At 36.7% G+C, this 23,656-nt stretch carries 20 protein-coding genes; 10 read left to right on the forward strand and 10 right to left on the reverse strand.

Annotation, left to right across the window (positions count from 1 at the left end; all coding sequences use genetic code 11):
• Window positions 1-16: 16 nt before the first annotated feature.
• The 3 genes from MSG66_RS02395 to MSG66_RS02405 all read right to left on the reverse strand — a co-directional run bounded on the left by MSG66_RS02395 (window position 17) and on the right by MSG66_RS02405 (window position 3,438).
• Entirely contained in the window at window positions 17-1,300 is a 1,284-nt protein-coding gene (locus MSG66_RS02395) for an acyl-CoA dehydrogenase family protein (RefSeq protein WP_324652371.1), read from the reverse strand.
• Window positions 1,301-1,529: 229 nt separating this feature from the next.
• Window positions 1,530-2,903 carry an AarF/ABC1/UbiB kinase family protein gene (locus tag MSG66_RS02400; protein WP_324651965.1) on the reverse strand — a complete coding sequence of 458 codons (1,374 nt, stop codon included), beginning with the start codon at window positions 2,901-2,903 and terminating at the stop codon, window positions 1,530-1,532.
• 232 nt (window positions 2,904-3,135) lie between these two features.
• Window positions 3,136-3,438 carry a hypothetical protein gene (locus MSG66_RS02405; protein WP_324651967.1) on the reverse strand — a complete coding sequence of 101 codons (303 nt, stop codon included), beginning with the start codon at window positions 3,436-3,438 and terminating at the stop codon, window positions 3,136-3,138.
• A gap of 189 nt (window positions 3,439-3,627) precedes the next feature.
• Here MSG66_RS02405 and ybaK point away from each other — a divergent pair, with 189 nt between their 5' ends.
• The 9 genes from ybaK (at window position 3,628) to MSG66_RS02450 (ending at window position 14,637) form a co-directional block, all read left to right on the forward strand.
• Window positions 3,628-4,092 (forward strand): Cys-tRNA(Pro) deacylase, encoded by a 465-nt coding sequence (ybaK, locus tag MSG66_RS02410; RefSeq protein WP_324652373.1) that lies wholly within the window; start codon window positions 3,628-3,630, stop codon window positions 4,090-4,092.
• Between the two features lie 164 nt (window positions 4,093-4,256).
• A complete protein-coding gene (locus MSG66_RS02415; RefSeq protein WP_324651969.1) occupies window positions 4,257-6,491 on the forward strand; it encodes a TonB-dependent receptor in 2,235 nt (744 codons plus the stop codon).
• 561 nt (window positions 6,492-7,052) lie between these two features.
• On the forward strand, window positions 7,053-9,200 hold the full coding sequence (gene mtlD, locus MSG66_RS02420) for a bifunctional mannitol-1-phosphate dehydrogenase/phosphatase (protein ID WP_324651971.1): 2,148 nt from the start codon (window positions 7,053-7,055) through the stop codon (window positions 9,198-9,200).
• Between the two features lie 110 nt (window positions 9,201-9,310).
• Complete coding sequence (locus MSG66_RS02425) at window positions 9,311-9,937, forward strand: 2'-5' RNA ligase family protein (RefSeq protein ID WP_262471773.1); 627 nt, start codon at window positions 9,311-9,313, stop codon at window positions 9,935-9,937.
• Window positions 9,925-10,443 carry a bifunctional adenosylcobinamide kinase/adenosylcobinamide-phosphate guanylyltransferase gene (cobU, locus tag MSG66_RS02430; RefSeq protein WP_262471774.1) on the forward strand — a complete coding sequence of 173 codons (519 nt, stop codon included), beginning with the start codon at window positions 9,925-9,927 and terminating at the stop codon, window positions 10,441-10,443. The genes MSG66_RS02425 and cobU overlap by 13 nt, the downstream gene beginning before the upstream one ends.
• Before the next feature lies 1 nt (window position 10,444).
• Window positions 10,445-11,500 carry a nicotinate-nucleotide--dimethylbenzimidazole phosphoribosyltransferase gene (gene cobT, locus MSG66_RS02435; RefSeq protein WP_324651973.1) on the forward strand — a complete coding sequence of 352 codons (1,056 nt, stop codon included), beginning with the start codon at window positions 10,445-10,447 and terminating at the stop codon, window positions 11,498-11,500.
• Window positions 11,493-12,092, forward strand: coding sequence for a histidine phosphatase family protein (locus MSG66_RS02440; RefSeq protein ID WP_202742215.1), 600 nt, complete (start codon window positions 11,493-11,495; stop codon window positions 12,090-12,092). The genes cobT and MSG66_RS02440 overlap by 8 nt, the downstream gene beginning before the upstream one ends.
• 124 nt (window positions 12,093-12,216) lie before the next feature.
• A complete protein-coding gene (locus tag MSG66_RS02445) occupies window positions 12,217-13,788 on the forward strand; it encodes a histidine-type phosphatase (protein ID WP_324651974.1) in 1,572 nt (523 codons plus the stop codon).
• A gap of 108 nt (window positions 13,789-13,896) precedes the next feature.
• Window positions 13,897-14,637 (forward strand): adenosylcobinamide-GDP ribazoletransferase, encoded by a 741-nt coding sequence (locus MSG66_RS02450; RefSeq protein WP_324651976.1) that lies wholly within the window; start codon window positions 13,897-13,899, stop codon window positions 14,635-14,637.
• Between the two features lie 101 nt (window positions 14,638-14,738).
• Here MSG66_RS02450 and MSG66_RS02455 read toward each other — a convergent pair whose 3' ends face one another.
• The 6 genes from MSG66_RS02455 to MSG66_RS02480 all read right to left on the reverse strand — a co-directional run bounded on the left by MSG66_RS02455 (window position 14,739) and on the right by MSG66_RS02480 (window position 21,314).
• Window positions 14,739-15,827, reverse strand: a complete 1,089-nt coding sequence (locus MSG66_RS02455) for a 3-deoxy-7-phosphoheptulonate synthase (protein WP_197730899.1) — start codon at window positions 15,825-15,827, stop codon at window positions 14,739-14,741.
• A gap of 117 nt (window positions 15,828-15,944) precedes the next feature.
• The gene (locus tag MSG66_RS02460) at window positions 15,945-16,832 is read right to left on the reverse strand and encodes a sulfite exporter TauE/SafE family protein (protein WP_133973766.1); all 888 of its coding nucleotides are present in this window, start codon (window positions 16,830-16,832) and stop codon (window positions 15,945-15,947) included.
• A gap of 153 nt (window positions 16,833-16,985) precedes the next feature.
• Window positions 16,986-17,267 (reverse strand): DUF1634 domain-containing protein, encoded by a 282-nt coding sequence (locus MSG66_RS02465; protein WP_324651980.1) that lies wholly within the window; start codon window positions 17,265-17,267, stop codon window positions 16,986-16,988.
• Window positions 17,264-18,820 (reverse strand): PepSY-associated TM helix domain-containing protein, encoded by a 1,557-nt coding sequence (locus MSG66_RS02470; RefSeq protein ID WP_324651982.1) that lies wholly within the window; start codon window positions 18,818-18,820, stop codon window positions 17,264-17,266. The genes MSG66_RS02465 and MSG66_RS02470 overlap by 4 nt, the downstream gene beginning before the upstream one ends.
• The gene (locus tag MSG66_RS02475) at window positions 18,813-19,112 is read right to left on the reverse strand and encodes a hypothetical protein (RefSeq protein ID WP_202742208.1); all 300 of its coding nucleotides are present in this window, start codon (window positions 19,110-19,112) and stop codon (window positions 18,813-18,815) included. Before MSG66_RS02475 ends, MSG66_RS02470 begins: the two co-directional genes overlap by 8 nt.
• A 66-nt stretch (window positions 19,113-19,178) precedes the next feature.
• Window positions 19,179-21,314, reverse strand: coding sequence for a TonB-dependent siderophore receptor (locus tag MSG66_RS02480; protein ID WP_324651984.1), 2,136 nt, complete (start codon window positions 21,312-21,314; stop codon window positions 19,179-19,181).
• A gap of 220 nt (window positions 21,315-21,534) precedes the next feature.
• On the opposite strand from MSG66_RS02480, the gene lpxB reads away from it, so the two are divergent.
• Window positions 21,535-22,710, forward strand: a complete 1,176-nt coding sequence (lpxB, locus tag MSG66_RS02485; protein ID WP_324651986.1) for a lipid-A-disaccharide synthase — start codon at window positions 21,535-21,537, stop codon at window positions 22,708-22,710.
• A gap of 43 nt (window positions 22,711-22,753) precedes the next feature.
• Here the strand turns inward: lpxB and MSG66_RS02490 are convergent, their stop codons facing one another.
• The gene (locus tag MSG66_RS02490) at window positions 22,754-23,623 is read right to left on the reverse strand and encodes a DUF2797 domain-containing protein (protein WP_202742205.1); all 870 of its coding nucleotides are present in this window, start codon (window positions 23,621-23,623) and stop codon (window positions 22,754-22,756) included.
• Window positions 23,624-23,656: the final 33 nt, after the last annotated feature.

Raw genomic sequence — 23,656 nt, forward strand, 5'->3', positions numbered from 1 at the left:
TCCTCTGATTGATCATTTAAGCATGTAAGCCAGATTGTAAAATTGCAGTAGCTCGTAAATCACGGTACCAACGTTCAACTGGGTGTTCTTTTGTGAAACCATGTCCACCAAGAATTTGCACACCATCTGTACCAATTTTCATGGATTTCTCAGCACAAAGTAGTTGGGCCAGATAAGCTTCACGGTGGAACGGCTTGCCTGATTCTGCAAGGCTTGCCGCATTTAAAAGCAGCATACGCATTGCGTCAATTTCAATTGCCATATCTGCAATCATGAAAGCGACACTTTGCCGATGTGAAATTGGTTCACCGAAAGCAGTTCGTTCATTGGCATATTTAATACAATATGCTTTAACCGCCTCACAGGTACCCACCGCCATCGCACACCACATTAAATTACCTAAATCTAAAAAGGCGGTGTAATCAAAATCTGTTGCACTTAAGCGTAGAGCAGGTGTGTGATTAAAGCGTAAAGTTGCCGTTTCTGTCGCTTTAAGGCCCATTGCTGGAGTATTTTTAATTGAAATTGTTTCGTTGCATTGCACAACAAATACATCTGGCTTGCCGTTAAAGTCTGCACTTACGATAAATACATCGGCCAAATCACCTAAAATAACAAGTGTTTTTTCACCATCAATAAAAAATTGATCATTTTCAAGTGAGGCTTTGGTTTTTAATTCATAAGGATTAAAAGCCGGAGTGGCTTCTTGTACCGCAAAAGTTGCTGTAATGTCTGATTCTTCTGCAAAACAAGGTAAGTACATCGATTGGACTTCGGTTGAACCCCAACGCGTGATTGCATTAATGATGCTAAATGTGCTGAGTAATCCTGCTGTAAGGCTAAAATCACCTTGTGCTAGTTTCTCGGCAATCAGTAAATTACTAACAATATTTTGTTCAGCTGCTACACCACCGAGTGCTTCTGGAAGGGCATAGTAATTGAGTCCTAAATCTTCTAAATATTGCCAGAGACTTTCTGGAAACTGACCAGTCTGATCAGCTTCATGTGCTAAGCCTAGTAAAACTTCTTGAGCAAATTGAGACATTGCTTCAGAGGTCATTTGTTGTTCTTCAGTTAGGCTTAAATCAAACAGAGTTTTTTGTTGTTGAGGTAACCGCTGTTGGGAGATCTGTTTCGGTTTAAATGCTTTTTGAGTCTGGCTTAACGCTCTAAAACCAGCTTTCGAACCTTGATAAAGAGATTTTTCTATAAATTTACGCAACTTGAGTTGATCAAGTACATCGCTTCCAGCCAATTTAGTAATCAGCGATAAACCCAAACCCTGAGCTTTATTGATCATACTTGTCATGATTATGGTGTCCTAACACATTGTTATTGTTTTATGCTGACACGCCTGATAGTAAAAAACTATGTCGTTACTGACATTCCAAAAATGAGTAGATAAATGGTAGTTAAGAAGTGAAATTATTTTAAGTTTTTGATTTTATTTGTTTAAAATAATTTGGTTATTGGGTGAGTAGAGATGTATTGACTAGAATGACATAGAATCATTCTAGTCCTTTATTAAATTAAGCAAAGTTACGAATCATACGTCGCACATTTGTTATTGCATCAATAACCGTCATAAATGTATATGCCCCAATAAATTTACGGCTAATAAACATAAATTCTTTTGGAGGTACTGAGAAATAACGTGACGCCATAGATTTACTTGCTTGCTGCATAACACGACTATGTAATTGACTTTTCTTCCAATCATAACGTTCATGTTCATCCATTAGGCCAGTGGGCATTTCTGGATTATTTGCAGGGGTACTAAATGCTTCTGTCGCGATTAAAAAGACATCGGCCATGCCCGGTTTAATACTTTCAGGCATTGCCTCAAAAAACTCATATCCAGTCATTGCTTGTATCATCGCATGCTTATCATGCTGATAACCCGCCTGAATTAAATTACGTGCTACCGATAACAAATGTTCATCAAACTGACGGATAGCACCAAAGTCTAATAATACAATTTTATCCTGAACATCTTGGCCATTACCTAAACGGACAAGGTAGTTACCGAAGTTAGGGTCAGTTTGCATTTCACCCCATTCAAAAATTTCACGAACAGCAATTTCTAGTGAAGCTTCACCAAGCTGATTACGACGCTCTTGAGGCAAAGACAACATAACAGGGCTATTGATTGGGACACCGCGTTCGAAAGTCATGCAAAGTACTTGGTTCGTACAATATTCATCTACAATTGTCGGAACAATATAACGCTCGTCATCTTTTAAACGTTCACCGAAGCGACGAGTAGTGGCAGCTTCAACATCATAGTCAACTTCACGATGCATCATCTCACGCACTTCATCAAACCACTGATCAAATTCACGGGTTTGTGGCACCATACGTGTCAGTTTAAGCATGTTTTTAAACAAGCTCATATCTGAATCAATTGCGTTTGCAACACCTGGATATTGAATTTTTAGGACTAATTCCAAGCCATCTGATTTACGTGTTGCACGGTGTACTTGTGCGAGAGAGGCGGTACCAATTGGCTCATGATCAATTGTTAAATCATTTAATTTAGCGCCCAATTGTTCTTGTAGATGTGGCTTAATTGCAGGCCAATCTAAAGCAACGGTTTGGTTATTTAGGGTATTTAATGCTTGTGTAATCTCTTCTGGTAAAAAATGTTCACCATAAAGAGCCATCATTTGCCCAATTTTAACAATAGAACCCTTAAGTTTACCTATTTCAGAAACCAGATAATTAGCTTGTTCGCTCATCGCTTTTTTGCGTCTCTTTTCTTTTTCTTCATCATTAGAAAAAATAGAAGAAGCACTTGCAGTTGCCCAACGTGTTCCTGCAAGTAAAGAAGCTTTCGCGATTGATAAGCGTCGATCCATGGAAGAAGTTTTTAAACTCTTAAGCTTATCTTTCTGATTTGACATGAAAATAGAATCCTATGCGCATCATGCAGCCAAACGCTGTGATCTAAAATTGTAACGAATATTACATGTTTTGAGCGTATTAAAATAGTTCTCTCAGACTGAATGATAGGTCGAAATTACCATCTTTATTTCATTAGCTCTTAAATAGCCTAAGCAATATAGAAATTTAAGAAATTAATATCATTCAGATAAGTAAAACTAAAATAAAACAGATCTGTGATAACAAAACAGATTACATTTTAAATTGAATCTTTAATTCAGATTTCTGCATCAAATAAAGGCGATTAGTCTGAATATGTTGCAATAACATCTGTTTGACTGAAACATGCATAAAACCAAGTGCGTGCGCTTTTACAATAATGATGCTCGGCAGGGTATAAAAGAAATACTTAACATCATCAAGAGTTGCGTTATTAAAAATACCTTGTTCAATTAACGTCTGCTGCAAAAACTGTTTTTCATTTAATACAGAATCTGAAGATTCATCCCAAAAACGGTGACGCATTGCCATCAGATTGTTGTGTTTATAACTCATAAATTGTCAGCTCAGACTTCAAATCTAAATAAAATATATGGAGTCGAGCCGCGAATATCAAGGTGAGATTATTTTTTCTTCAGTTGCTGATTGAGTTTTTATGTAACTGTTGTAAATAGCCTAAGCAAATTTAAAAATTTTTCTAAAAAAACTATAATAGAAACAATTTCATCTATAAATCCATTTATCATGACTCCTGCATGCAGATTGTTAAAAAGTAATAAAATTGAATTTTCTATTCATGAATATGAACATGATTCAAATGCTAAAAGTTTTGGGTTAGAGGCGGCCGAAAAATTAGCTTTAGATGTAAAAGAAGTATTTAAAACTTTAATGGTAAGTGACGATAAGAATTTTTTTGTTGCTGTCTTACCGGTTAATCATCAACTAAATCTAAAAAAAGTTGCTACGGCGTTTGGATGTAAAAAATTACAGATGGCTAACCCTAAAGATGCTGAACGTTTAACTGGATATTTGGTAGGAGGGATTAGCCCTCTAGGTCAAAAGAAGCGTTTAAAAACTGTTATTGATGCATCTGCACAAAACTTTAGCAAAATTTATGTAAGTGGCGGAAAAAGAGGGCTTGATATTGGTTTAAATCCTAAAGATTTAGCACAGCTTTTAGATGCTCAATTTGTTGATGTGCTTGATTAGTAAAATAAATCTCTTTCTTATCTCATTAAATTAACTAATTTTAAGATAGGTAGTATTAAATTAAATTTTTTAATAAAAACAATTCTCATTATTACTTATATTTAGTATTATTCCGAGCCTTATAAAACTTAACTAATAACTTTTGGGCTTGGAGAAAGGAAAAAATGCATCAATATAAAAAGGTCGGGGCTAACTCAAATCATTTGACGTGTGCTAAACCACGATATTTTAAATTAAAACCTTGTTGTATTGCTGTAGCAGCAATATTTGCGCAGCAGGCTTATGCGAATACAAATATTGAAAAGGCAACCCTTAATAATCAAGCGATACAAAAGCCTGTAGCTCAATTGCAAAAAATTATAGTGACGGCGACAAGAACACCCAAAAATATTGCTGAAATTGCAGGTACAGTTCAAACGATTGAGAAGCAGCAAATTGAACAACAAGCAACAGCTGGACGAAAAATTGCCGATATTCTGGCTCAGTTAGTTCCATCACTTGGGGTGAGTAGTGGAACGAGTACCAACTATGGGCAAACAATGCGTGGTCGTGATGTCATGATCATGATTGACGGCGTATCTCAAAATGGATCACGCGATGTTGCTCGACAGTTAAATAGTATTAGCCCAGGCATGATTGAACGTATAGAAGTCCTTGCTGGAGCTACGAGTATTTATGGATCTGGTTCTACCGGTGGGATCATTAATATTATTACAAAACGTGCTGATTCGACTAAACCTGTGAGTTTTGAGACTAAACTTGGTATTACGTCTTCTGATACATTTCGGAGTGATAGTCTAGCTTATGAAGTTGGCCAATCTATTTCATTTAATAAAGATAATATAAATGGTTTCTTAGGGGCTAATTTCACTAGTCGCGGATCTCAGTTCGATAGCCATGGTGATCGTATTGCTATAGCACCTATGCAAGGTAGCCGTCCTGACACTGATACAATTGATATTAACAGTCGTATAAATATAGATTTAACTGATAACCAATCACTAAGTTTGGGTGCGCAATATTATAAAGATGAACAAGACACGAATTATGGTCCTGATTATGGGAAAAATTATATTTATGGAGGAGCGCCTAATTCATATATTGGGAAGAAGGGTTTAGAAATATCTAATCAGCCTTTTACAGAGCGCTACGCATTCAACACTCAATACCAAAATAAAGATATTTTAGGTCAGGTCTTAAATCTAGAAGGATATTACCGTAAAGAAGATGCTCGTTTCTTTCCAGTCTTTTTAGGAGGGGAAAGTACAGAAGCAAAACAATCTCAATCTGAAATCGAAGTTGCTGGTCTGCGGTCAACAGTACAAAGTGATTTAAATATTATAAATCGTGATCTTAATCTAACTTATGGTTTAGATTATGAACATGAAAAAGATCATCAACATTATGAGCACTTCACAGCATTTAATACAGGTTTGATATATAAACCCACAGGTAAAATCTCCGATGCTGGTCCAAATACAACAATTCAAAGCGCTGGCGTTTTTTTACAAGGTGATTACGCTTTAACGGACCGTATGAATGTCCAGGCTGGTACTCGTTATCAATATATTAAAGCTGAAACTGAACAGTACTCGACTAAAAATGGGATACAGCCAAACGGAGCTGTAAATGACGATGCGGTTTTATTCAATTTGGGAGCGATATATGAATTAACAGACGAGCAGCAAATATTTGCTAATTTCTCTCAAGGTTTTAGCTTTCCAGATGTACAACGAATGATGCGTGATGCATTTAATATCTCAACAGCGAATATCCAACCTATTAGTGTAAACAGCTATGAACTAGGCTGGCGTTTACAAGGGGAGCAAAGCCTAAATCTAGGTATAACAGGTTTCTATAATACTTCAGATAAAGTAGTTCAGTTTTACAAGAACAGTAATAAAGAAACTGTTGCTGAGGTTATGGACAAAGACCAGCGTGTATATGGTGCTGAACTAACGGCGACCTATCCATTTATGGAAGAGTTTAAAGTGGGGGGAACGCTTGGTTATACGCGAGGTCAATATAAAGATACGGATGGTAAATGGAAAGAGTTGAATGCTTTTCAGGTATCACCAATCAAAGGTACTGTTTTTGCCGAGTGGAACAATGATGAGGGATATGGCGCTCGTGTGCAAATGCTTGCTATAAAGGGTACAAATGAAGCCGTAAAAGATGACTCACTTTCAGCTGTAAAAATTAAAGGCTATAGCACGATGGATGTTTTGGCACATTTCCCAGCGTGGTGGAAAGGACGTATAGATTTTGGTGTATATAATGTTTGGAATAGAGACTATCGTACTGTCTATAGTCAACAAGCAGAAAAAGTATATGGGCTTGTAGAAAGTATCCCAGCTGAAGGACGTACTTATGGCCTCAGTTATACATTTAATTATTAATGTGAGTTGATATAGGGAATATCTATAAATCATAGATATTCCTTATTAAATATAAAAAATAGCAAAATAAACTTGCATCAACAAATGAAAATGATTATCATTATCTATATTAAAAGTTAAAGAATATTTTAATAATTAAATTTAACGCCTACTACTGTAATACTAAGTTTTTAGGCGATTTAAAGTTATACCAGAGACTCCAATAGCAATAATGTTGAAAAGATGAGTTGATTTTTGGTATGTGACACCTGCAAGACATTATAAAAATATGCGGGTTCAAGCAGCGGTAAATGGAACTAAGAAAAATAAATACGATCAGCGCAACAAAAAGAATAAACCAAGAGCAACAAGCAAGGATGGCTTGCTGCTCTTGTATATAAAGCCAGCTTCATAATTATTTATATTGTTCAACCTTTTTAGGCTTATAACTCTGCTCAGTAACAGTTTGCTTATATTTTTGACTAAAAAATAACCACTAATGTTTCATTTATTAACATCCTGCCTTTTTATCCAATTTTTTGTATACCCTGAATAAAACATGATCAAAAAAGAGGTAAAAACGTGCTTATTTTTCATGGAAAACCTGTTCATGGAGCAATTTTTGATATGGATGGGACAATGTTTGATACTGAGAGGTTGCGGTTTCAAACATTGCAACACGCATCTCAAGAACTCATTGGACAGGAATTTTCACACGAATATTTAATGCAATGTTTAGGTTTAAGTGCAACTACCGCTGAACAATTGGCTCAACGTTTATATGGTGTAAATGTTCCCTATAAAGAGATACGAAAAAGAGCCGATGAGATGGAGCTAGAACACATACGAAAACACGGCGTACCGATCAAAAAAGGTTTGGTTCAAGTTTTAGAACGTTTAAGAAAATCGGGTTTGAGAATGGCTGTGGCTACTTCAAGTCGTAGAGCAATAGCAGAAGAATATTTAATTAACGCAAATGTTTATAAGTTTTTTGATGTGATTACTTGTGGGGATGAAGTACAAAATGGAAAGCCTCATCCTGAAATATTTTTAAAAGCAGCAAGTCAACTTCATTTAGATGCTAACCAATGTTTAATGTTCGAAGATTCTGAAAATGGCTTAACGTCAGCGCACACATCAGAAGGTCAAACGATTTTATTAAAAGACATTAAAGAACCAAATGATGAAATGTTGGCAAAAGCCGATTTTTATTACGATCAGATGTATAACTTTTTAACAGATCTTGATCAATTTATTCCTGTTGTGGATATGCCAGAAGTACAAGAATCTTTTCCACAAAGCCTAAATCAACTTACCGTTGGAATACATGGTTTTGGCGCTATTGGTGGCGGCTATATAGCACAAATCTTGTCGCACTGGGATGGATACACCAAACCAAGACGTATTATTGCTTCTACCCGAAATAGTCTATTCCGCGAAGCGGTAAATGCGTTTGGAACTTATAGCATTCGTTATGGGCAGTTTTCTTATGATGAACGCATTGAAAATATGACAATTGTTGACTCAGACAATGAACAGCAAATGTTAGAGATGTATACCCATTCAAGTTTGATCGCACTGTGTTTGCCTGAACAAGCAATTGAAGCTGAATCAAAAATGATTGCAAAGGGTTTATACGCTCGTTTTAACTCGGCATTAGAAACTTGTATAGAGCCGTTAACTTTCTTAATTATTTTAAATAAAGTTGGCGCAAAATATTTGGTCATGAAGCATCTTAGAGAAGCACTTTTAGAACTAACTAATGATGAGGACGTGACAGAGCATATTTTAAAAGAACATTACTTTTGTGACACCGTTGTAAACCGCATGGTTTCAAAACTATCTAATCAAAATCTATATCGTCAGCTTCGCATTAAGCACCATTTTCTTGAACAGCACTTATCTGATGTAGAACAAGAGGAGCAGGTCGAAATTGAAGATTGCAATAAACTGACCCAAGATCAGCAAAATCAGGCGTCTTTATATGTAGATAATATGCGTCGTAATTTTCAGCCGGGACATATATTACAAAGCATGGACTTAATCTTGTTCCATAGCGAAACGGATATGCCAATTTATGTAGAAAAAGGTAGCCCTTTACTCGAAAAATTGCGCCAAGTTGTGTTGGTTGAGCAAATTACAGATATTCAATTAATCAAAAACCGACTGTGGAACGGCGTACACGCGATGCTTGCTTGGTATGCATCGTTACTGGGTTATGATTCTATTGGTGTTGCTATGGGCGATAGCTCTGTTAAAGCATTTGCAGAGAATTTAATTACAGAAGTAAAGCAAGGACTTTCAATAGTATTACCTAACTATGCAAAAGATCTAGATCGACTTGCACAGAGTTTTCTAGATTCATGTGAATATGCATTTAAAGATCCGTGTCAACGTGTGGCGCGAGATCCGCTACGTAAACTGGGTCATAATGAACGGGTAATAGCATCAATTGTGGTGAATATTAGTCATGATTTACCCTATAAGAACTTATTAAAGGGCGCTGCTTTGGGTTATGCCTATGTAATTCAATTTTTAAAAATTGATGAGGCTGATGCGATTAAACATTTACAGCAACAAATTCAGAATTTAGATTTGAGTACAGTTCAGAAACGGCAGTTGGAAGTTGAGTTGACGCAATTAATTCAATATTTATTTTCTGAACAAGGCAAGCAACCTTTGAACATGAATAGTACTAACTCCAACACTACGCGCACTCAATATGCTTAAATTCGTTCAATAAATTTGCACTCTACAATTGAATTGAAAGGTAAACATGCTTTAATACAAAAATTGAATCATTTTGAATTAAAGCTGTGCTGCTAAAACCCTCTACGCTCATGGTGCCAACATTTATCCGGGATTATCGGGAATGGCACTGTGGGCGTCAAAATTATGCTTTATGGTATCTGGAAATTAATGATCAAAACTTAGTTGATTATTTAGATACATTACGCGCGCATTTTTCAGATTTTTTATTAGAACCTCATAGCCGTCAATATCATGTCACGCTGTTTATATGCGGTTTTTTGACTCAAGAATCTAAAGTTTATAAAGATGATTTTAGTTTTAGTGAGTTTGAGCAACAGAGGGAATTTTTAAGAAAAGAGGATTTTGCTCCATTTCATTTAAAAATTGGAGCAGTTGATAGTTTTAGTAGTGCTTTATTTGTAGAAATTCAAGATGCCGATAATATCTTATCTCTAATACGACAGAAGTTAGGCACGGTTTCTCATGAAATTGCGGCTTTAGATTATTGTCCGCATATCACCTTGGGTTTGTATAAAAAAGCTTATAGTAGTGATTTGATTTTGCAAAAAATTTCTGAATTACCTGTACAATATAAATACGCTGAATTTGAACTTAAAATTGAGCATTTGACGTTTGGTTATTATCAGGCTCAAACTTTACAAGGTAAGTTATATCCCTCTCAGCATTTGTTTTTAGGTGATTCATGTTGCAACTAATTTTGGGTGGTGCTCGTTCTGGTAAAAGTCGACTGGCTGAACAAACGGCAATAGCTACGCAATTAGCTGTGACTTATGTCGCAACGGCGCAAGCACTTGATCCTGAAATGCAAAACCGAATTGCACACCATCAAAACCAGCGTCCTGCTCACTGGTCATTGGTTGAAGAGCCATTATTTTTAGCAAAAACTTTGCAGAAAATTGATCGACCTAATCAAATTATTTTGGTGGATTGTTTAACGCTCTGGCTAACGAATTTATTACTTTTAGATGATCAAAACGTTCAAGAGTTTGAATGTGAGCAACTAATAGACGTTTTACCTCAGCTCCAGTCAGAAATTATTTTAGTCAGTAATGAAACTGGTCTGGGTGTTGTGCCATTAGGTGAAATTAGTCGAAGGTTTGTAGATGAAGCAGGCAGACTGCATCAAGCTCTAGGACAAATTGCAGATAAGGTTATGTTTTGTGTAGCTGGTTTTCCAATGATTTTAAAAGGTGAGAAGTAAAATGAACTGGTGGTTAGAATCGGTAAAGCAACCTAATCTAGAAGCAAAAAAACAAGCTGAACAACATCAACTCCAACTCACTAAACCTACGGGTGCTTTAGGTGATTTGGAGCAGATTGCAATTACACTTGCCAGTTTACAGTCAAATGTTCATCCTCAAGTTAACCACCCATGGATCACAGTTTTTGCGGGTGATCATGGCGTAGTTGAAGAAAATATCTCTGCCTATCCTCAAGCTGTCACACGTCAAATGTTGCAAAACTTCACAACTGGTGGTGCAGCAATTAGTGTAATTGCTAAATATCATCAAGCTCATTTGCAAGTTATCGATTGTGGCACAGTAGGCGAAGCGTACGAATATGCTGGTGTTGAGCGTCATTGTATTCGGGCAGGCACAGCAAATTTTGCAAAACAAGTGGCAATGAATGCTGAAGAATGCCGTGCTGCTTTAGAATTAGGAAAAAAGACCGTAGATACAGCCAAAGCCGACGGTGCAGATATTTATATTGCGGGTGAAATGGGGATTGGAAATACCTGTTCTGCTTCTGCGTTAGCATGCCTTTTATTAAATGAGACGGCTGAACAATTAACTGGTGTAGGTACAGGAATTGGTGCCGATCAGTTAAGACATAAAATTGAAGTGATTGAGCAGGCAATAGAGCGTCACTATCAACATGTGATTGGTAATGCGTTTAAAATCCTAAGTGCTGTAGGTGGCTTAGAAATTGCTGCCATAACTGGTGCTTATATTCGATGTGCTCAAATTGGTTTACCCGTGATTGTGGATGGATTTATTAGTTCGGTAGCTGCTTTATGTGCGGTACGAATGAATCCTGATGTACGGGGCTGGATGCTATTTGGACATCAATCGGCAGAATATGGTCACTGCCGTATTTTACAAGAACTTAATGCTGAGCCAATTTTAAAGATGAATTTGCGTTTAGGTGAAGGTAGTGGAGCGGGTGCTGCTTTGGCATTGGTTAAAATGGCGTGCGTATTACATAATCAAATGGCAACGTTTGCTCAAGCGGCTGTAAGTGGGGACAAAATTGAGTAAATTGAAAATTGATTTACTCAGACATGGTGAAAGTCAGTTTAGCCATACATTACGTGGTCATTTAGATGATGAGTTAACAGCAAAAGGTTGGCAGCAAATGCAGTCAACCATTGAGCAAGTCGCAAATCAGCCATGGGATGTGATTGTAAGTTCCTCATTAAAACGTTGTGCTTGTTTTGCCGAGCAGCTAGCTGAACAAAAAGAATTACCGTTAGTTTTAAGTCCCGATTTAAAAGAAATGTATTTTGGTGATTGGGAAGGAGTTTCAACACAGCAGATTTATGAAACCTCACCCGAGTTGCTAGCAAATTTTTGGCAAAAGCCTAGTCAGTATTGTCCTCCTAATGCAGAAAGTTTAATTCTATTTCAAAATAGAGTTTTGATTGGGTTTAAGCAATTAATTGATCAAATGCAGAGCCAAAACTGGCAACATGCTTTAGTTGTTACCCATGGGGGCGTAATTAAATTATTGGCTTGTTTAGCTGGGCAACAGCCTTTAGATGATTTACTTAAAATGCCAGCAGAACTTGGGAAGTTATATCCTCTCGAATTTTCTAAAACAGATGGTCAATTAACTTTTATACTGAGATAGCAGCTTTATATTTTTATACACTTGTAAGTTATTATTTTTATAAAGATATTTGAAATATTGTAATCGTAGTGTCATTGCTAAAAATTAAGATATGAGCATTTCTTATTAATAGCTTATCTGACTTATGAATATTTTATTTAAAACAACGCTGCTTGCCGCGTCATTAGTGCTTGTGGCTTGTAATAATAATGACGATCAAGATGATCAGCCAACGACACCACCTACAACCCAATCAAAGTATTATCAAACAAAGACACCTTACCAACCTCAACAAGAATTAAAAAGCTATGAACAAGCACCAAGTGGATTCCAACCTGTTTTTACAGAGTTAGTGGCTCGCCATGGCTCAAGAGGTTTATCAAGTCTCAAATATGACTTAGCACTTTATAATTTGTGGAAACAGGCAAAAGCAGAAAATGCCTTAACGCCGTTAGGTGAGCAATTAGGTGCTGACCTAGAGGCCATGATGAAAGCCAATATTCTGTTAGGTTACGGCGTGGAAGGAATTCGTCAGTTTGGTTATGGTAATGAAACCATGACTGGTATTTTAGAACATCGCGGGATTGCTGATCGTTTATTACAACGATTACCGAATTTATTTAATCAACAAGCTTCGATATCGGTACAAAGTTCGGGTGTGGATCGTGCGGTAGATAGTGCTAAATTTTTCACGGCTGAACTCATTAAACAACAACCGCAGCTCAAAGATAAAATTGTTCCAGTCTCTTATACCAATTTATCGAGTGAAAGCGTGCCAAGTGTTGAAGATGGTGGGGTAGACCGTTTTAAACTTTATTTCCATAGCTTGAATGCAGATGAAGACTTAACTCAGCCGCTAAGTGCTAGTCAGCAGAAAATTTATGATGCAAGTCAGGCCTATCAAGATTTTGAAGAAAATAATAATGATTTAGCCCAAAAACTTGATGAGTTATCAAAGAATTCCCTGGCTGAAAAAACTGCTCAGACTGTACTCAACCCGATTTTTAAAGCAGACTTTATTAAAAAATTGGGTACAGCGGGTTATAACTTTAGTAATACAGGGTCTTTTACCGTAACTTCGCCTAAAGGTGAGCAAATTACGGAAAAAGGTAAGGGTAAAAACACTATCGCCAGTGCAGTTGATGCAGCAGCTTATGTGTATGAGCTCTATTCGATTTCTGGTGGTATGAAAGATGAGCTAAAAGATATCGATTTTGATAAATATATGCCTGTAGAAGCCGCAAAATTCTATGCTGAATTTAATGATGCCAATGATTTTTACGAAAAAGGCCCAAGTTTTACAGAGTCAAATCAAGTCACAAGTGCAATCGCCCAAGGGTTAAAGCAAGATTTATTTCAACAAGTTGATGCTGTAGTCAATAAAGCCCAACCTTACAAAGCAGTTTTACGCTTTGCTCATGCAGAAATTATTATTCCTTTGGCAACCAGCCTAGATTTACATAATATGATGCAGCCTTTACCACTTCGCCAGACGTATGATTACTCAACCAGCTCATGGCGTGGAGAAGTGGTTTCACCTATGGCTGCCAATGTACAGTGGGATATTTATCAAAATGGCCAAGGCAATACTTTGGTGAAAATGCTTTATAACGAAAAAGAGACTTTATTTAAGTCTGCATGTAACTACGCGCGTTATAGTCCAACCAGTTTCTACTACGACTACATAAAATTGAAACAGTGCTATCAAATACAATAGATTTTCAGTTTTCTGAAGTCTTTAATGGGAATAGGGATTGCTATTCCCATTTTTATTTCTTCATAATTCAAACTGTTTTTTAAATATAGTTCAGTTAGAGACTTGGATATGACACCCTTTTGGATCGCATTGCAATTTTTAACTGTTCTGCCGATCGAGTTAAAAACAATACCGACGGCGCAACAAAATGGTCGAGCTATTTTGTTTTATCCCTTGGTTGGGCTCATTATCGGTGGCATTCTTTTTCTTATTGCATGTCTGTTCGCAAAATTACCAGCTCTTCTGCTTGCCATAATGGTAGTTAGTTTATGGATTTGGCTGACAGGCGGATTACATTTAGATGGGCTGGCAGATACGGCAGATGCGTGGGTAGGTGGTTTTGGAGACAAGCTACGTACTTTACAAATTATGGAGGATCCAAGTTGTGGCCCAATTGGAGTACTGAGTTTAGTTCTTATATGTCTGCTCAAGTTCGCACTGGTCTATGTACTGATTGAACAACATCAAACGCTATTTTTAATATTGGTTCCTGCACTTGGGCGCCTTGTGCCATCAATTTTATTTTTAACTACGCCGTATGTTCGAGAAAAAGGTTTAGGCCGTTCTCTGACCGACCATTTACCTAAAACAGCTTCTTGGATAATAATTGGGTTAGTTTTGCTGTTACCTTTATATTGGGGATGGCAAGGTCTAATCGCCGTGATTGGGTTTTTAATGAGCGTTGTTTATTTAAGACATGTGTTTATAAAACGTATTGGTGGCATTACAGGGGATACTGTGGGAGCCACGATTGAGCTTAGCGAAACTGTGCTGCTATTTGCTTTTATCGTAAGTTATTTTTATTTATAAATAATAAAACTTTTAAACCCTATTACGGCTTATCTAGAAATTTCATTAAAATAAAAAGCCCTCAAAAAAGAGGGCTTAATCGATATTCTTAAAAAGATGGATTAACGATTTGGTAAAACGTCTTTTAAAGCTTCATGCATTTCAAGTAATGTTTTTTCGGTTGTTTCCCAGTCAATACAGCCATCAGTCACTGATTTACCATATTCTAGATCACAAAGATTTTCTGGAATATCTTGGCGGCCGCCTTTTAAGTGACTTTCAACCATAAGACCAACAATTGACTTATTTCCATCTAAAATTTGTTCAGTAATATTCTTAAGAACAAGTGGTTGTAAGTACGGGTCTTTGTTTGAATTTGCATGACTTGCATCAATCATGATTTTATTGCTTACTTTTGCTTTAGCCAAAGCATTTTCTGCTTCTTCAACAGAGCCAGCATCATAGTTTGGCTTACCATTACCACCACGTAAAACTACGTGTGCGTATGGGTTGCCTTTGGTGTTAATAATTGATACCTGACCATCATCATTAAGGCCTAAGAAACTATGACCATATTTAACAGACTGCATGGCATTGGTTGCAACAGTTAAGCCACCATCCGTACCATTTTTAAAACCAACTGGTGACGATAGACCAGAAGACATTTCACGGTGAGTTTGGCTTTCGGTTGTACGTGCGCCAATTGCAGACCATGAAATTAAGTCTTGGTAGTATTGTGGAGAATTCGGGTCAAGTGCTTCAGTTGCACATGGCAGACCTTTTTCATTTAATTCAAGTAAAAGCTTACGGCCAATGCGCAAACCTTTTTCAATATTAAATGAGTCATTCATATCTGGGTCATTGATTAGACCTTTCCAGCCAATTGTTGTACGTGGTTTTTCAAAATAAACACGCATAACCAAATATAAAGTGTCTTTAACTTTTTCATTTAATGCTTTTAAACGATCGGCATATTCGTGAGCAGCTTTAGGGTCATGAATTGAGCAAGGGCCAATAACGACAAATAAACGTTTATCTGAGCCATCTAAAATATTACGGATGGTTTCACGACCTTTTAGGACGGTTTGTGAAGCAACATCAGATAAAGGCAGCTCTGATTTAAGCTCGGCTGGAGTTACAAGAGTTTGAATGCTTTTAATATTAACGTCGTCGATATCTGGCTTGGAAACTGATTTTGAATGTGTATTCATTGCTGTCACTGGTTCGATCATACTAAAGGTTGTTTTGTGTACTGAATATACCATGAAATAATTATGAAAATCCTACATCTCATGGTATTTCGCTTTGGAAAAATCTTATTGATTTTGCTATTGTTCAGTTGAGTTGCTTGTTTTTTCAGCAATCACTACTTGTTGTTGTACCACAGGGGCTTTTGGTTTTGCTTTGACCGGGTTAACCATAAAATTAACACCGAGAGCAAATAGAGTAATCCCTAAAATTTTTCGGATTAAACGTTCTGGCATGCGGGAACTAATGAGCGTACCTACAATAATTGCTGGAATTGAACCTACTAATAACCACATAAGAAGCGTAAAGTCGACGTTTCCAGCGCTCATGTGCCCAAGGCCTGCCACTAAGGTAAGCAACACCGCATGTACCACATCTGAACCAATAATTCGTATCATTGGCAAGTTCGGGAACATGATCACGAGTGCCATAATGCCAAATGCACCAGCACCAACCGATGAAAGCGTTACAAATACGCCTAAAATAATACCCATAATAATGATGTAGAGGCGTTTATGGTGAATAGCCAATTGCTCATTTTCTGTTTGTACTGTTTCTTTGCTTCTAAAACGATTAAAGAATTTTTCAATTCGAGAACGAAAGATAATTGAAACACCAGTCAGTGTTAGCATAAAACCCAAAACCATGGTTAACACAGCTTTATAGTGGGTTGACTGGCTTAAAAAGTGTTCAAGTACCCAAGATGTAGCGAAAGATGCCGGAATACTACCCACTGCAAGCCATAAAACAATTGGCCAGACAATATTGAGTTTTCTAGCGTGGACCATGGAGCCACAGAACTTTGAAATTGCGGCATAAAGTAAATCGGTACCAATTGCGATATGCGGTTCAATTCTAAAAAGACTAATTAAAATTGGTGTCATTAATGATCCACCACCAACTCCTGTAATCCCTACACAGAAACCAACTAACATACCCGCTAAGATAAATTCAAAAGGACCAAACATCTTTATCGCCACTTATCACGAAACGTCCATATCTTATTCCTTTTAGAGATAAACAGTTGTCATGAATAATGATTTACTTATGCAAAAAAAAGCTAAGCAATCGAAATATTGCTTAGCTTGAGCCATTTTTCATCAAATTATTAGTATTTAAGATTATTTTGATGATTTTAATGGGTTAATTAAAAGGATGAGACCAAAAGTTAACGGCGTTGCAAATATCCACCAACTGACAAAACCAATTGAAAAGTTAAAATGTTGAATCAAAATGTATGCGCATAAAACAAACAATATGAATGCAGCTATTTTAAAGAGTTGGTAATATTTTTGAGCTAACGATTTGAAATGGCCTGTTGATTTTGGTGATCGATATTTTTCACTCGCCATAAATAACAAATACATTCCTAATAAAATTAAAATGAAAGCTATAAAGATCACGAGCTCACCTCAGTATTTAATTTATTCAGCTTCTTTTGGATTTTTTCTACAGCTTTATGCTGAATAGGTTGAATTTTGCAGAATATAAAAATCGCTAAGCCTGCAAATATCAACAAAAAGATATCTATACGTGCAAATACCCAATAACTGTTTAAGCTTTGAATATAGTTATGTTGAAGTAAATAGCTTAAATTTAAGATTGGAAGCACCATACAAAGCAGAATAAAAATACTAAGTTGAGTTCGCCATAAATATTGTTTTTTAGTGACTAAAGCGATAATTAAGCTGATGAGCCAGACTAAGAAAAAGCTATAAATTTCATAATTGATCGTGGTTGTAGTGACAGTAAATAATCGATTCGCGCTCAAATAGGCCACAGTTGCACACGGCAGTCCTACAAAAGTTGCGACATTTAAACGGTCAACTAAATAGTGTCCAAAGTGAAATTTACTGTTCTTATTCTGGATTTGGCGTTTAAGGCTCCAGAGTAATAAACCTGACGCAATCATGACGCAACCTAAAATGCCAGAGAAGAAGAAACCTAAGCGAAGTAAAGGCTGAGCAAATGTTGCCATGTGTAGACCGTAAACTCCCGCATTAAGCGTTGCAATAGCACTATTATTACGCGTGTCTGCCAAGACTTTGCCTGTTGAAGCATTAAATATAATTTGAGCTTGATTACGGGTAATTGAATGATCTTCTTTTTGAATAAAGGTGATTTGTGCCTGATTGGTATTTGGATTTTTTATACTAATAGTAGATAAAGTTTTATTTCCCCAATTTTGTTGTACTTGGCTTAATAACTTTTCAATTGATAGATTCTGAGCTGGCTGTATTGACTGGTTCTCGGGTACAGCCTTTGTACGTATTTCAGTAAAATATTGATATGGGTTTTCTGGATAGAGCTTCTGCATTCCCCAAGGCAGATATAAATAAAAGAAAATAGCTAAGCCTGTAAAGGTAATGGTTAAAAAGAAAGGCAGGGCAATAACCGAAGAAATATTATGAAAGTCTAGCCATGAACGCTGAGACTTAAATGTACGCAAAGTAAAAAAGTCGGTGAATATTTTTTTATGGGTAATAATGCCTGAAACTAAAGCAATCAACATAATAAATGCGGCAAGACATACTATTAGTCGTCCGATGAATATTGGCAAACCGAAGAGTTGATAATGGAAACGGTAAAAGAAATCGCCGCCTAGCGTTGCCGAAAGTTTAAGCTCTTGGCCTGTGTTTGCATCCAGAGTTGCATTTCCATAACCGCCGTCTGATTTTTCCCAATACATAGTGTTTACGGGACTCTCAGGTGTTGCAACAGTTAAATACCAAGATTTGGCATCTGGAGCATGGTCTTGTAAGTATTGATATGCTGTTTTAATAGCAACATCTTGCTTTACTTCATATTGTGCAAGTGGAGGCTGCATCCATAAAGTAATTTCATGGCGGTAATAAGATAAACTCCCCATTAAGAAAATGGCAAATACGAGCCATCCAAAAATTAGGCCAGTCCATGAGTGTAGCCATGCCATAGATTGGCGTATACCTTTATGCATAACCCACCATACGCGTTGCAAAAAAGAAAAGGGTACAGAGTACGATTGATAACCCAGTGAGTTTCAAAAGCGATTGAATGCAAAAACCTATAATAACGAACAATACGTAAAATAGAATTGCTATAAATGCTGCCAGATATATGGCTTCAGGTTTATCTAAGGTCAAACGGAAAATTCCAGTGAGTCCAAGACTTAAATACGCCATACAGGCAAAACCCATACCGAAAACGAGCAAAAATCGATAGAAAACTTTTATGCGATATGACACAGGGAGATTTACAGTTTTGGACATCTTTACTGACACATAAACAAAGAATAATAAGAAAAGCCAATCCCTAAATTGGGATTGGATACGATATTAATATTTAAACTTCACAGCAACTGTATAGTTGGCAGAAGGACCATAAAATCCTTGGCCATCAGGGAAGCTATATAGATACTTCTTATCAAAAATGTTATTACCATTTGCTTGAAGCGTAATATGATTATTTACTTCATAGCTCGCCATTAAGTTGACTAAGGCATAGGCATCTTGTTTGATCGTACTGTTTACAGTTGAGTCATATAGCTTTACACCATCTTGCCACTGTAGGCCTGCGCCAACTTTTAACTTAGGCAGAACTGACGGCGTATAGGTCGTTAGCAAATTAAGCGTCTGGTTCGGATTATAAGTTCTTGCCTCGCCACCATTCTTAATATCTTTAATACTAAACTGAGCGTAACCGAAAGCAAGGTTCACATTATCTGTGATTTGACCTGATAATCCGACTTCTACACCTTGTGACTCTAAATCACTGGTTGGTACTTTTCTATTAAGTGGGTTTCCATCAGAGTTACGTAGTGGATAATTATTTTGTTCAGTTTTAAAGACAGAAAGTGTTCCTGTTAAGCGATCATTTAGCCACGAGCTTTTCACACCAATTTCATAGCTTTTACCCTCAATAGGTTTTAAAGCTTGATTCGTGTCTTTATCAATACCGGTCTGTGGACGGAAAATAGAGGTGTAACTCATATAGCCGGTATATTCAGGCGTAAAGTTATAGGTTAATCCAAAATAAGGGGAAAGCTTACTTTCACTATATGACATTGGTGAGTCGTAACTTTCGCCTTTACTTTCGGCCTTAACGTAGTTTGCACCCAGTAAAAGTTTTAGGTCTTCATTCAGATGTAAACGTGTAGCAGCATAGAATGAATTGATGTTTTGCTTATAATTTGCCGCTTCTGTGAAATCTGACCAAGTTACAGATTGAGGTGTCCAGCTTGCCCAGTCTGTAGTCGTTGATTTTATAACGTTACTGTCATTAATTGTTCCTGTAGATTGCTTATCATGTTGATGACTGCGGACATAGCTATAACCTAAAGATGCTTCATGTTCTTGGTTAAATAGCTTATAAGTCCCTTCGAGATTAAAATCTACAGCATGTTTTTCTTGCTGCTCTTGGCCGCCCCATGGGGTTAAGTAAACACCCGATCCATCTGCTTTTGGATAACCAGAGTAGTAAAGTAAATGGCTATTATGTTCTGTATCTAGATAGTTATATGTGAGTTTAGCAGTCCACTGATCATTAATTTTTTGTTTTAACTCAACAAAAGCATTTTGGGTTTCATTATCCCAATGTGCCCAATCGGGGTTGGGATTATATGAACGGTCATAAGAAATTTGCTTACCATTTGCGTCTAGTAAGGGTAGAGCTCCCCAGTTATTGGCATTAGGTTTATTTTTTTCTTGGCTATAGCCGACAGTGAGCAATGTGCTATCTGTTAGGTCAGCTTCAAGAATACCTGCAAAACCATTTTTTTCAGCAGAATATCGATCAAGGTAAGAATCACCTGTTTGTTGATATCCCATGATACGGCCACGTACTTTTCCACTCGGTAGAATAGAACCGGATACATCAGCTTCATAACGTTGTGTATCCCATGAGCCATAGCTCACACCACCATTTGCCTGAAATTCTTGAGTTGGTCGCTTTCGGATATTATTAATGGTTGCACTTGGGTCGCCAAATGCATTTGTAAGTGAGTCAGCGCCTTTAACCACTTCTACGCGATCATAAAAGTAAGTATCTGGATTAGTATTATTATAATTATAGTTAGAAAGGGGAAAGCCTACGCCGTCAGTTAAGATATTTGAAATCTCAAAACCGCGAGCCATGTACGACGTACGTTCGGTTTCCTGATTGCTCACAGTTACTCCCGGAGTGTTTTTTAGAACATCTCTCGTACTGGTAAGCCCGAAATCTTCAATTTGCTGACGAGTAACGACATTAATGGTTTGAGGGGTTTCTTTAGCTTCAATATTAAGCTTAGTTGCACTATTTGAGTTTTTAACATTATAGGCTTTGGTTTGCTCTGAAGATTGCTCAACATCTGAAGCTTTTACTTTAATCGTTTGCAGGGCTTGCACATTAGTATCTTGAGCATAGGTGAGATTCGCATAACAAATCGCGCAGGCGATGACGGATAGCTTAAACGGTCGAGGTGGGATATTCATAAGATTAAAGATAATGTTAATAATTCTCATTTATTCTATTGTTTGTAAATAAAAGCTACAATTGAAAAAGTATTGTTAATTTAGATTAAAAGATAAATACTTAATGTAATTTTAGATAGTAGATAAAATTTTGTCTTGTGTTTATAGCTTAAGCATCAAGTTCAAGATTGATAAATCTCTATGCTAGAATGCATTATTTCAAATTCTTGGGTAAATCGCCTTGGCAAACCGAAAACTTAAAATAGGCATTGTAGTTGGGGAAGTTTCTGGAGATACACTTGGCGTTAAGCTCATGCGTAGTTTTCGTGAACAGGGAATTGATGCTGAATTTGAGGGAATCGGTGGTCCCCAAATGATTGCTGAAGGTTTTAAAAGCTATTACCCGATGGAAACTTTGTCTGTGATGGGGATAGTTGAAGTACTAAAAGACTTAAAAAAATTATTCGCTGTACGTGATGGTTTAATTAACCAATGGACTGAGCAACCCGTTGATATTTTTATTGGTATTGATGCGCCAGATTTTAATCTTAGACTTTCCAAAAGTATTAAAGAAAAGAATCTTCCAATAAAAACAGTCCAATATGTGAGTCCATCAGTTTGGGCATGGCGTCAGGGACGTGTTCATGGCATTAAACAGAGTATAGATTTAGTCCTTTGTTTATTTCCTTTTGAAAAAGTTTTCTATCAGCGATATGAAGTTCCAGCGGCATTTGTAGGTCATCCATTAGCTAAACAATTACCGCTTGAAAATCCAATTCAAATTGCTAAACAACAATTAGGTATTGATGAAAATCAAAAACATATTGCTTTGTTGCCAGGTAGCCGTAAAGGAGAAGTAGAACGACTTCTTCCTATGCTATTGGGCGCTGCCAATATTTTGCACAAGAAATATCCAAATATTCAATTTTTAATTCCTGCAATTAACGATGCACGTAAACAGCAGATTGAGCAGGGTGTTGAACAATTAGCACCTCATTTAAAAGCTGTAGTTCATATTTTAGAAAATACAGACACTGAATCAAAAATTGGCCGTATGGTCATGAATGCAAGTAACATCATTGCTTTAGCTTCTGGAACAGCGACATTAGAAGCGATGTTAATGCATAGACCTATGGTCACTTTTTATAAGTTGCATTGGTTAACTTATTTAATTGCTAAGTTTTTGGTCAAAATTCCTTATTATTCTTTACCAAATATCATTGCTGGAAAAAAAGTGATTGAAGAGTTAATTCAGGCGGATGCAACACCAGAAAATTTAGCAGTTGAAATAGAAAAACTAATGAATATTGAAAAAGCTAAAATTCAAGTGATGCAACATTTAACCATGCATAAACAGCTTATTTCTGGAAATACAGAAGATCCGGTACAGGCAATTTTAAGAATTTTAGAAAAGTAATTAAAAAATAGGCATTCTTCTGAATGCCTATTTCTATTTTAGCTTAAGCACGTACTATAAGCTCATAACCTGTATATTTACGAACATTAATCACGCCAATATCAAAAATTAAATATTGACCTTTAATACCCTGTAATACACCACGAATTTTTGGTGTTTTATCCAAATTTAGAGACTTAATTTTTTCAGGGTACTGCTCAACAGGGTAAACAAACTCACGTGGTAACTCATCTTCTAATAATTCAACAGTTTCGTTAAATTCAAGATTTTGGCTAAATTCTTCTCGAATCGTTTGAATTTTAGGTGCAAACTCTTCGATTAATTGATCACGTTGTTCAACAAGGTTAAGCGGTTCAGCCTCACCTTTGAGTAATTTGCGCCAATCAGTTTTATCAGCAACTAAAGAACCAAACATGATTTCAAGTTGGCCAGATAAGCGACGTGAGCCTACTTTTAAAATAGGTAAGGCCTGAGTTGCACCTTGATCTAACCAACGACCTGGCATGTGATTGACACGCGTAATACCCACTTTCAAAGCACTAGAATTTGCTAAATAGACAATATGCGGCTGAAAGCAAACATTGTGGGCAAAGTCATCTTCACGACATGTACCTAAGTGGTAATGGCATGTTTCCGGTTTCATAATGCAGAGGTCACATTCCGCTTTAGTTTTAAAACATTTAAAGCAGTGGCCTTGAGAATATGACTTTGGTGTTTTAGTGCCACAAGAAGTGCAATAAATATTACCTGTCCATTCGATTTCTAGTTCTTGTCCTAAATTAAAAGGAAGATCAATTTCTGAACGGTCTAATACAAATTTGTATTCAACATTTGCCTTGGTTGTCTGTTGATCAGTTACACTAGCATCTTTTAGGCCTGCATGCATTTTATGGCAAATGCCTTGTAGTTCCATAAAGTTTAAACTCACATCTTTCAATTAAGGGTT

The organism is Acinetobacter sp. IK31 (assembly GCF_035615195.1).
GTDB lineage: Bacteria > Pseudomonadota > Gammaproteobacteria > Pseudomonadales > Moraxellaceae > Acinetobacter > Acinetobacter calcoaceticus_C.

What these genes read in the sequence shown, in the direction of transcription:
- MSG66_RS02460 (WP_133973766.1), bottom strand. Translation starts at nt 16,832, where the DNA reads ATGTTTGGTCCTTTTGAATTTATCTTAGCGGGTATGTTAGTTGGTTTC.
- MSG66_RS02470 (WP_324651982.1), bottom strand. Translation starts at nt 18,820, where the DNA reads ATGCATAAAGGTATACGCCAATCTATGGCATGGCTACACTCATGGACT.
- MSG66_RS02490 (WP_202742205.1), bottom strand. Translation starts at nt 23,623, where the DNA reads ATGGAACTACAAGGCATTTGCCATAAAATGCATGCAGGCCTAAAAGAT.
- MSG66_RS02455 (WP_197730899.1), bottom strand. Translation starts at nt 15,827, where the DNA reads ATGAATACACATTCAAAATCAGTTTCCAAGCCAGATATCGACGACGTT.
- MSG66_RS02480 (WP_324651984.1), bottom strand. Translation starts at nt 21,314, where the DNA reads ATGAATATCCCACCTCGACCGTTTAAGCTATCCGTCATCGCCTGCGCG.
- cobU (WP_262471774.1), top strand. Translation starts at nt 9,925, where the DNA reads ATGTTGCAACTAATTTTGGGTGGTGCTCGTTCTGGTAAAAGTCGACTG.
- MSG66_RS02415 (WP_324651969.1), top strand. Translation starts at nt 4,257, where the DNA reads ATGCATCAATATAAAAAGGTCGGGGCTAACTCAAATCATTTGACGTGT.
- MSG66_RS02475 (WP_202742208.1), bottom strand. Translation starts at nt 19,112, where the DNA reads ATGTCCAAAACTGTAAATCTCCCTGTGTCATATCGCATAAAAGTTTTC.
- MSG66_RS02405 (WP_324651967.1), bottom strand. Translation starts at nt 3,438, where the DNA reads ATGAGTTATAAACACAACAATCTGATGGCAATGCGTCACCGTTTTTGG.
- MSG66_RS02445 (WP_324651974.1), top strand. Translation starts at nt 12,217, where the DNA reads ATGAATATTTTATTTAAAACAACGCTGCTTGCCGCGTCATTAGTGCTT.
- cobT (WP_324651973.1), top strand. Translation starts at nt 10,445, where the DNA reads ATGAACTGGTGGTTAGAATCGGTAAAGCAACCTAATCTAGAAGCAAAA.
- MSG66_RS02395 (WP_324652371.1), bottom strand. Translation starts at nt 1,300, where the DNA reads ATGATCAATAAAGCTCAGGGTTTGGGTTTATCGCTGATTACTAAATTG.
- MSG66_RS02450 (WP_324651976.1), top strand. Translation starts at nt 13,897, where the DNA reads ATGACACCCTTTTGGATCGCATTGCAATTTTTAACTGTTCTGCCGATC.
- MSG66_RS02425 (WP_262471773.1), top strand. Translation starts at nt 9,311, where the DNA reads ATGGTGCCAACATTTATCCGGGATTATCGGGAATGGCACTGTGGGCGT.
- ybaK (WP_324652373.1), top strand. Translation starts at nt 3,628, where the DNA reads ATGACTCCTGCATGCAGATTGTTAAAAAGTAATAAAATTGAATTTTCT.
- MSG66_RS02400 (WP_324651965.1), bottom strand. Translation starts at nt 2,903, where the DNA reads ATGTCAAATCAGAAAGATAAGCTTAAGAGTTTAAAAACTTCTTCCATG.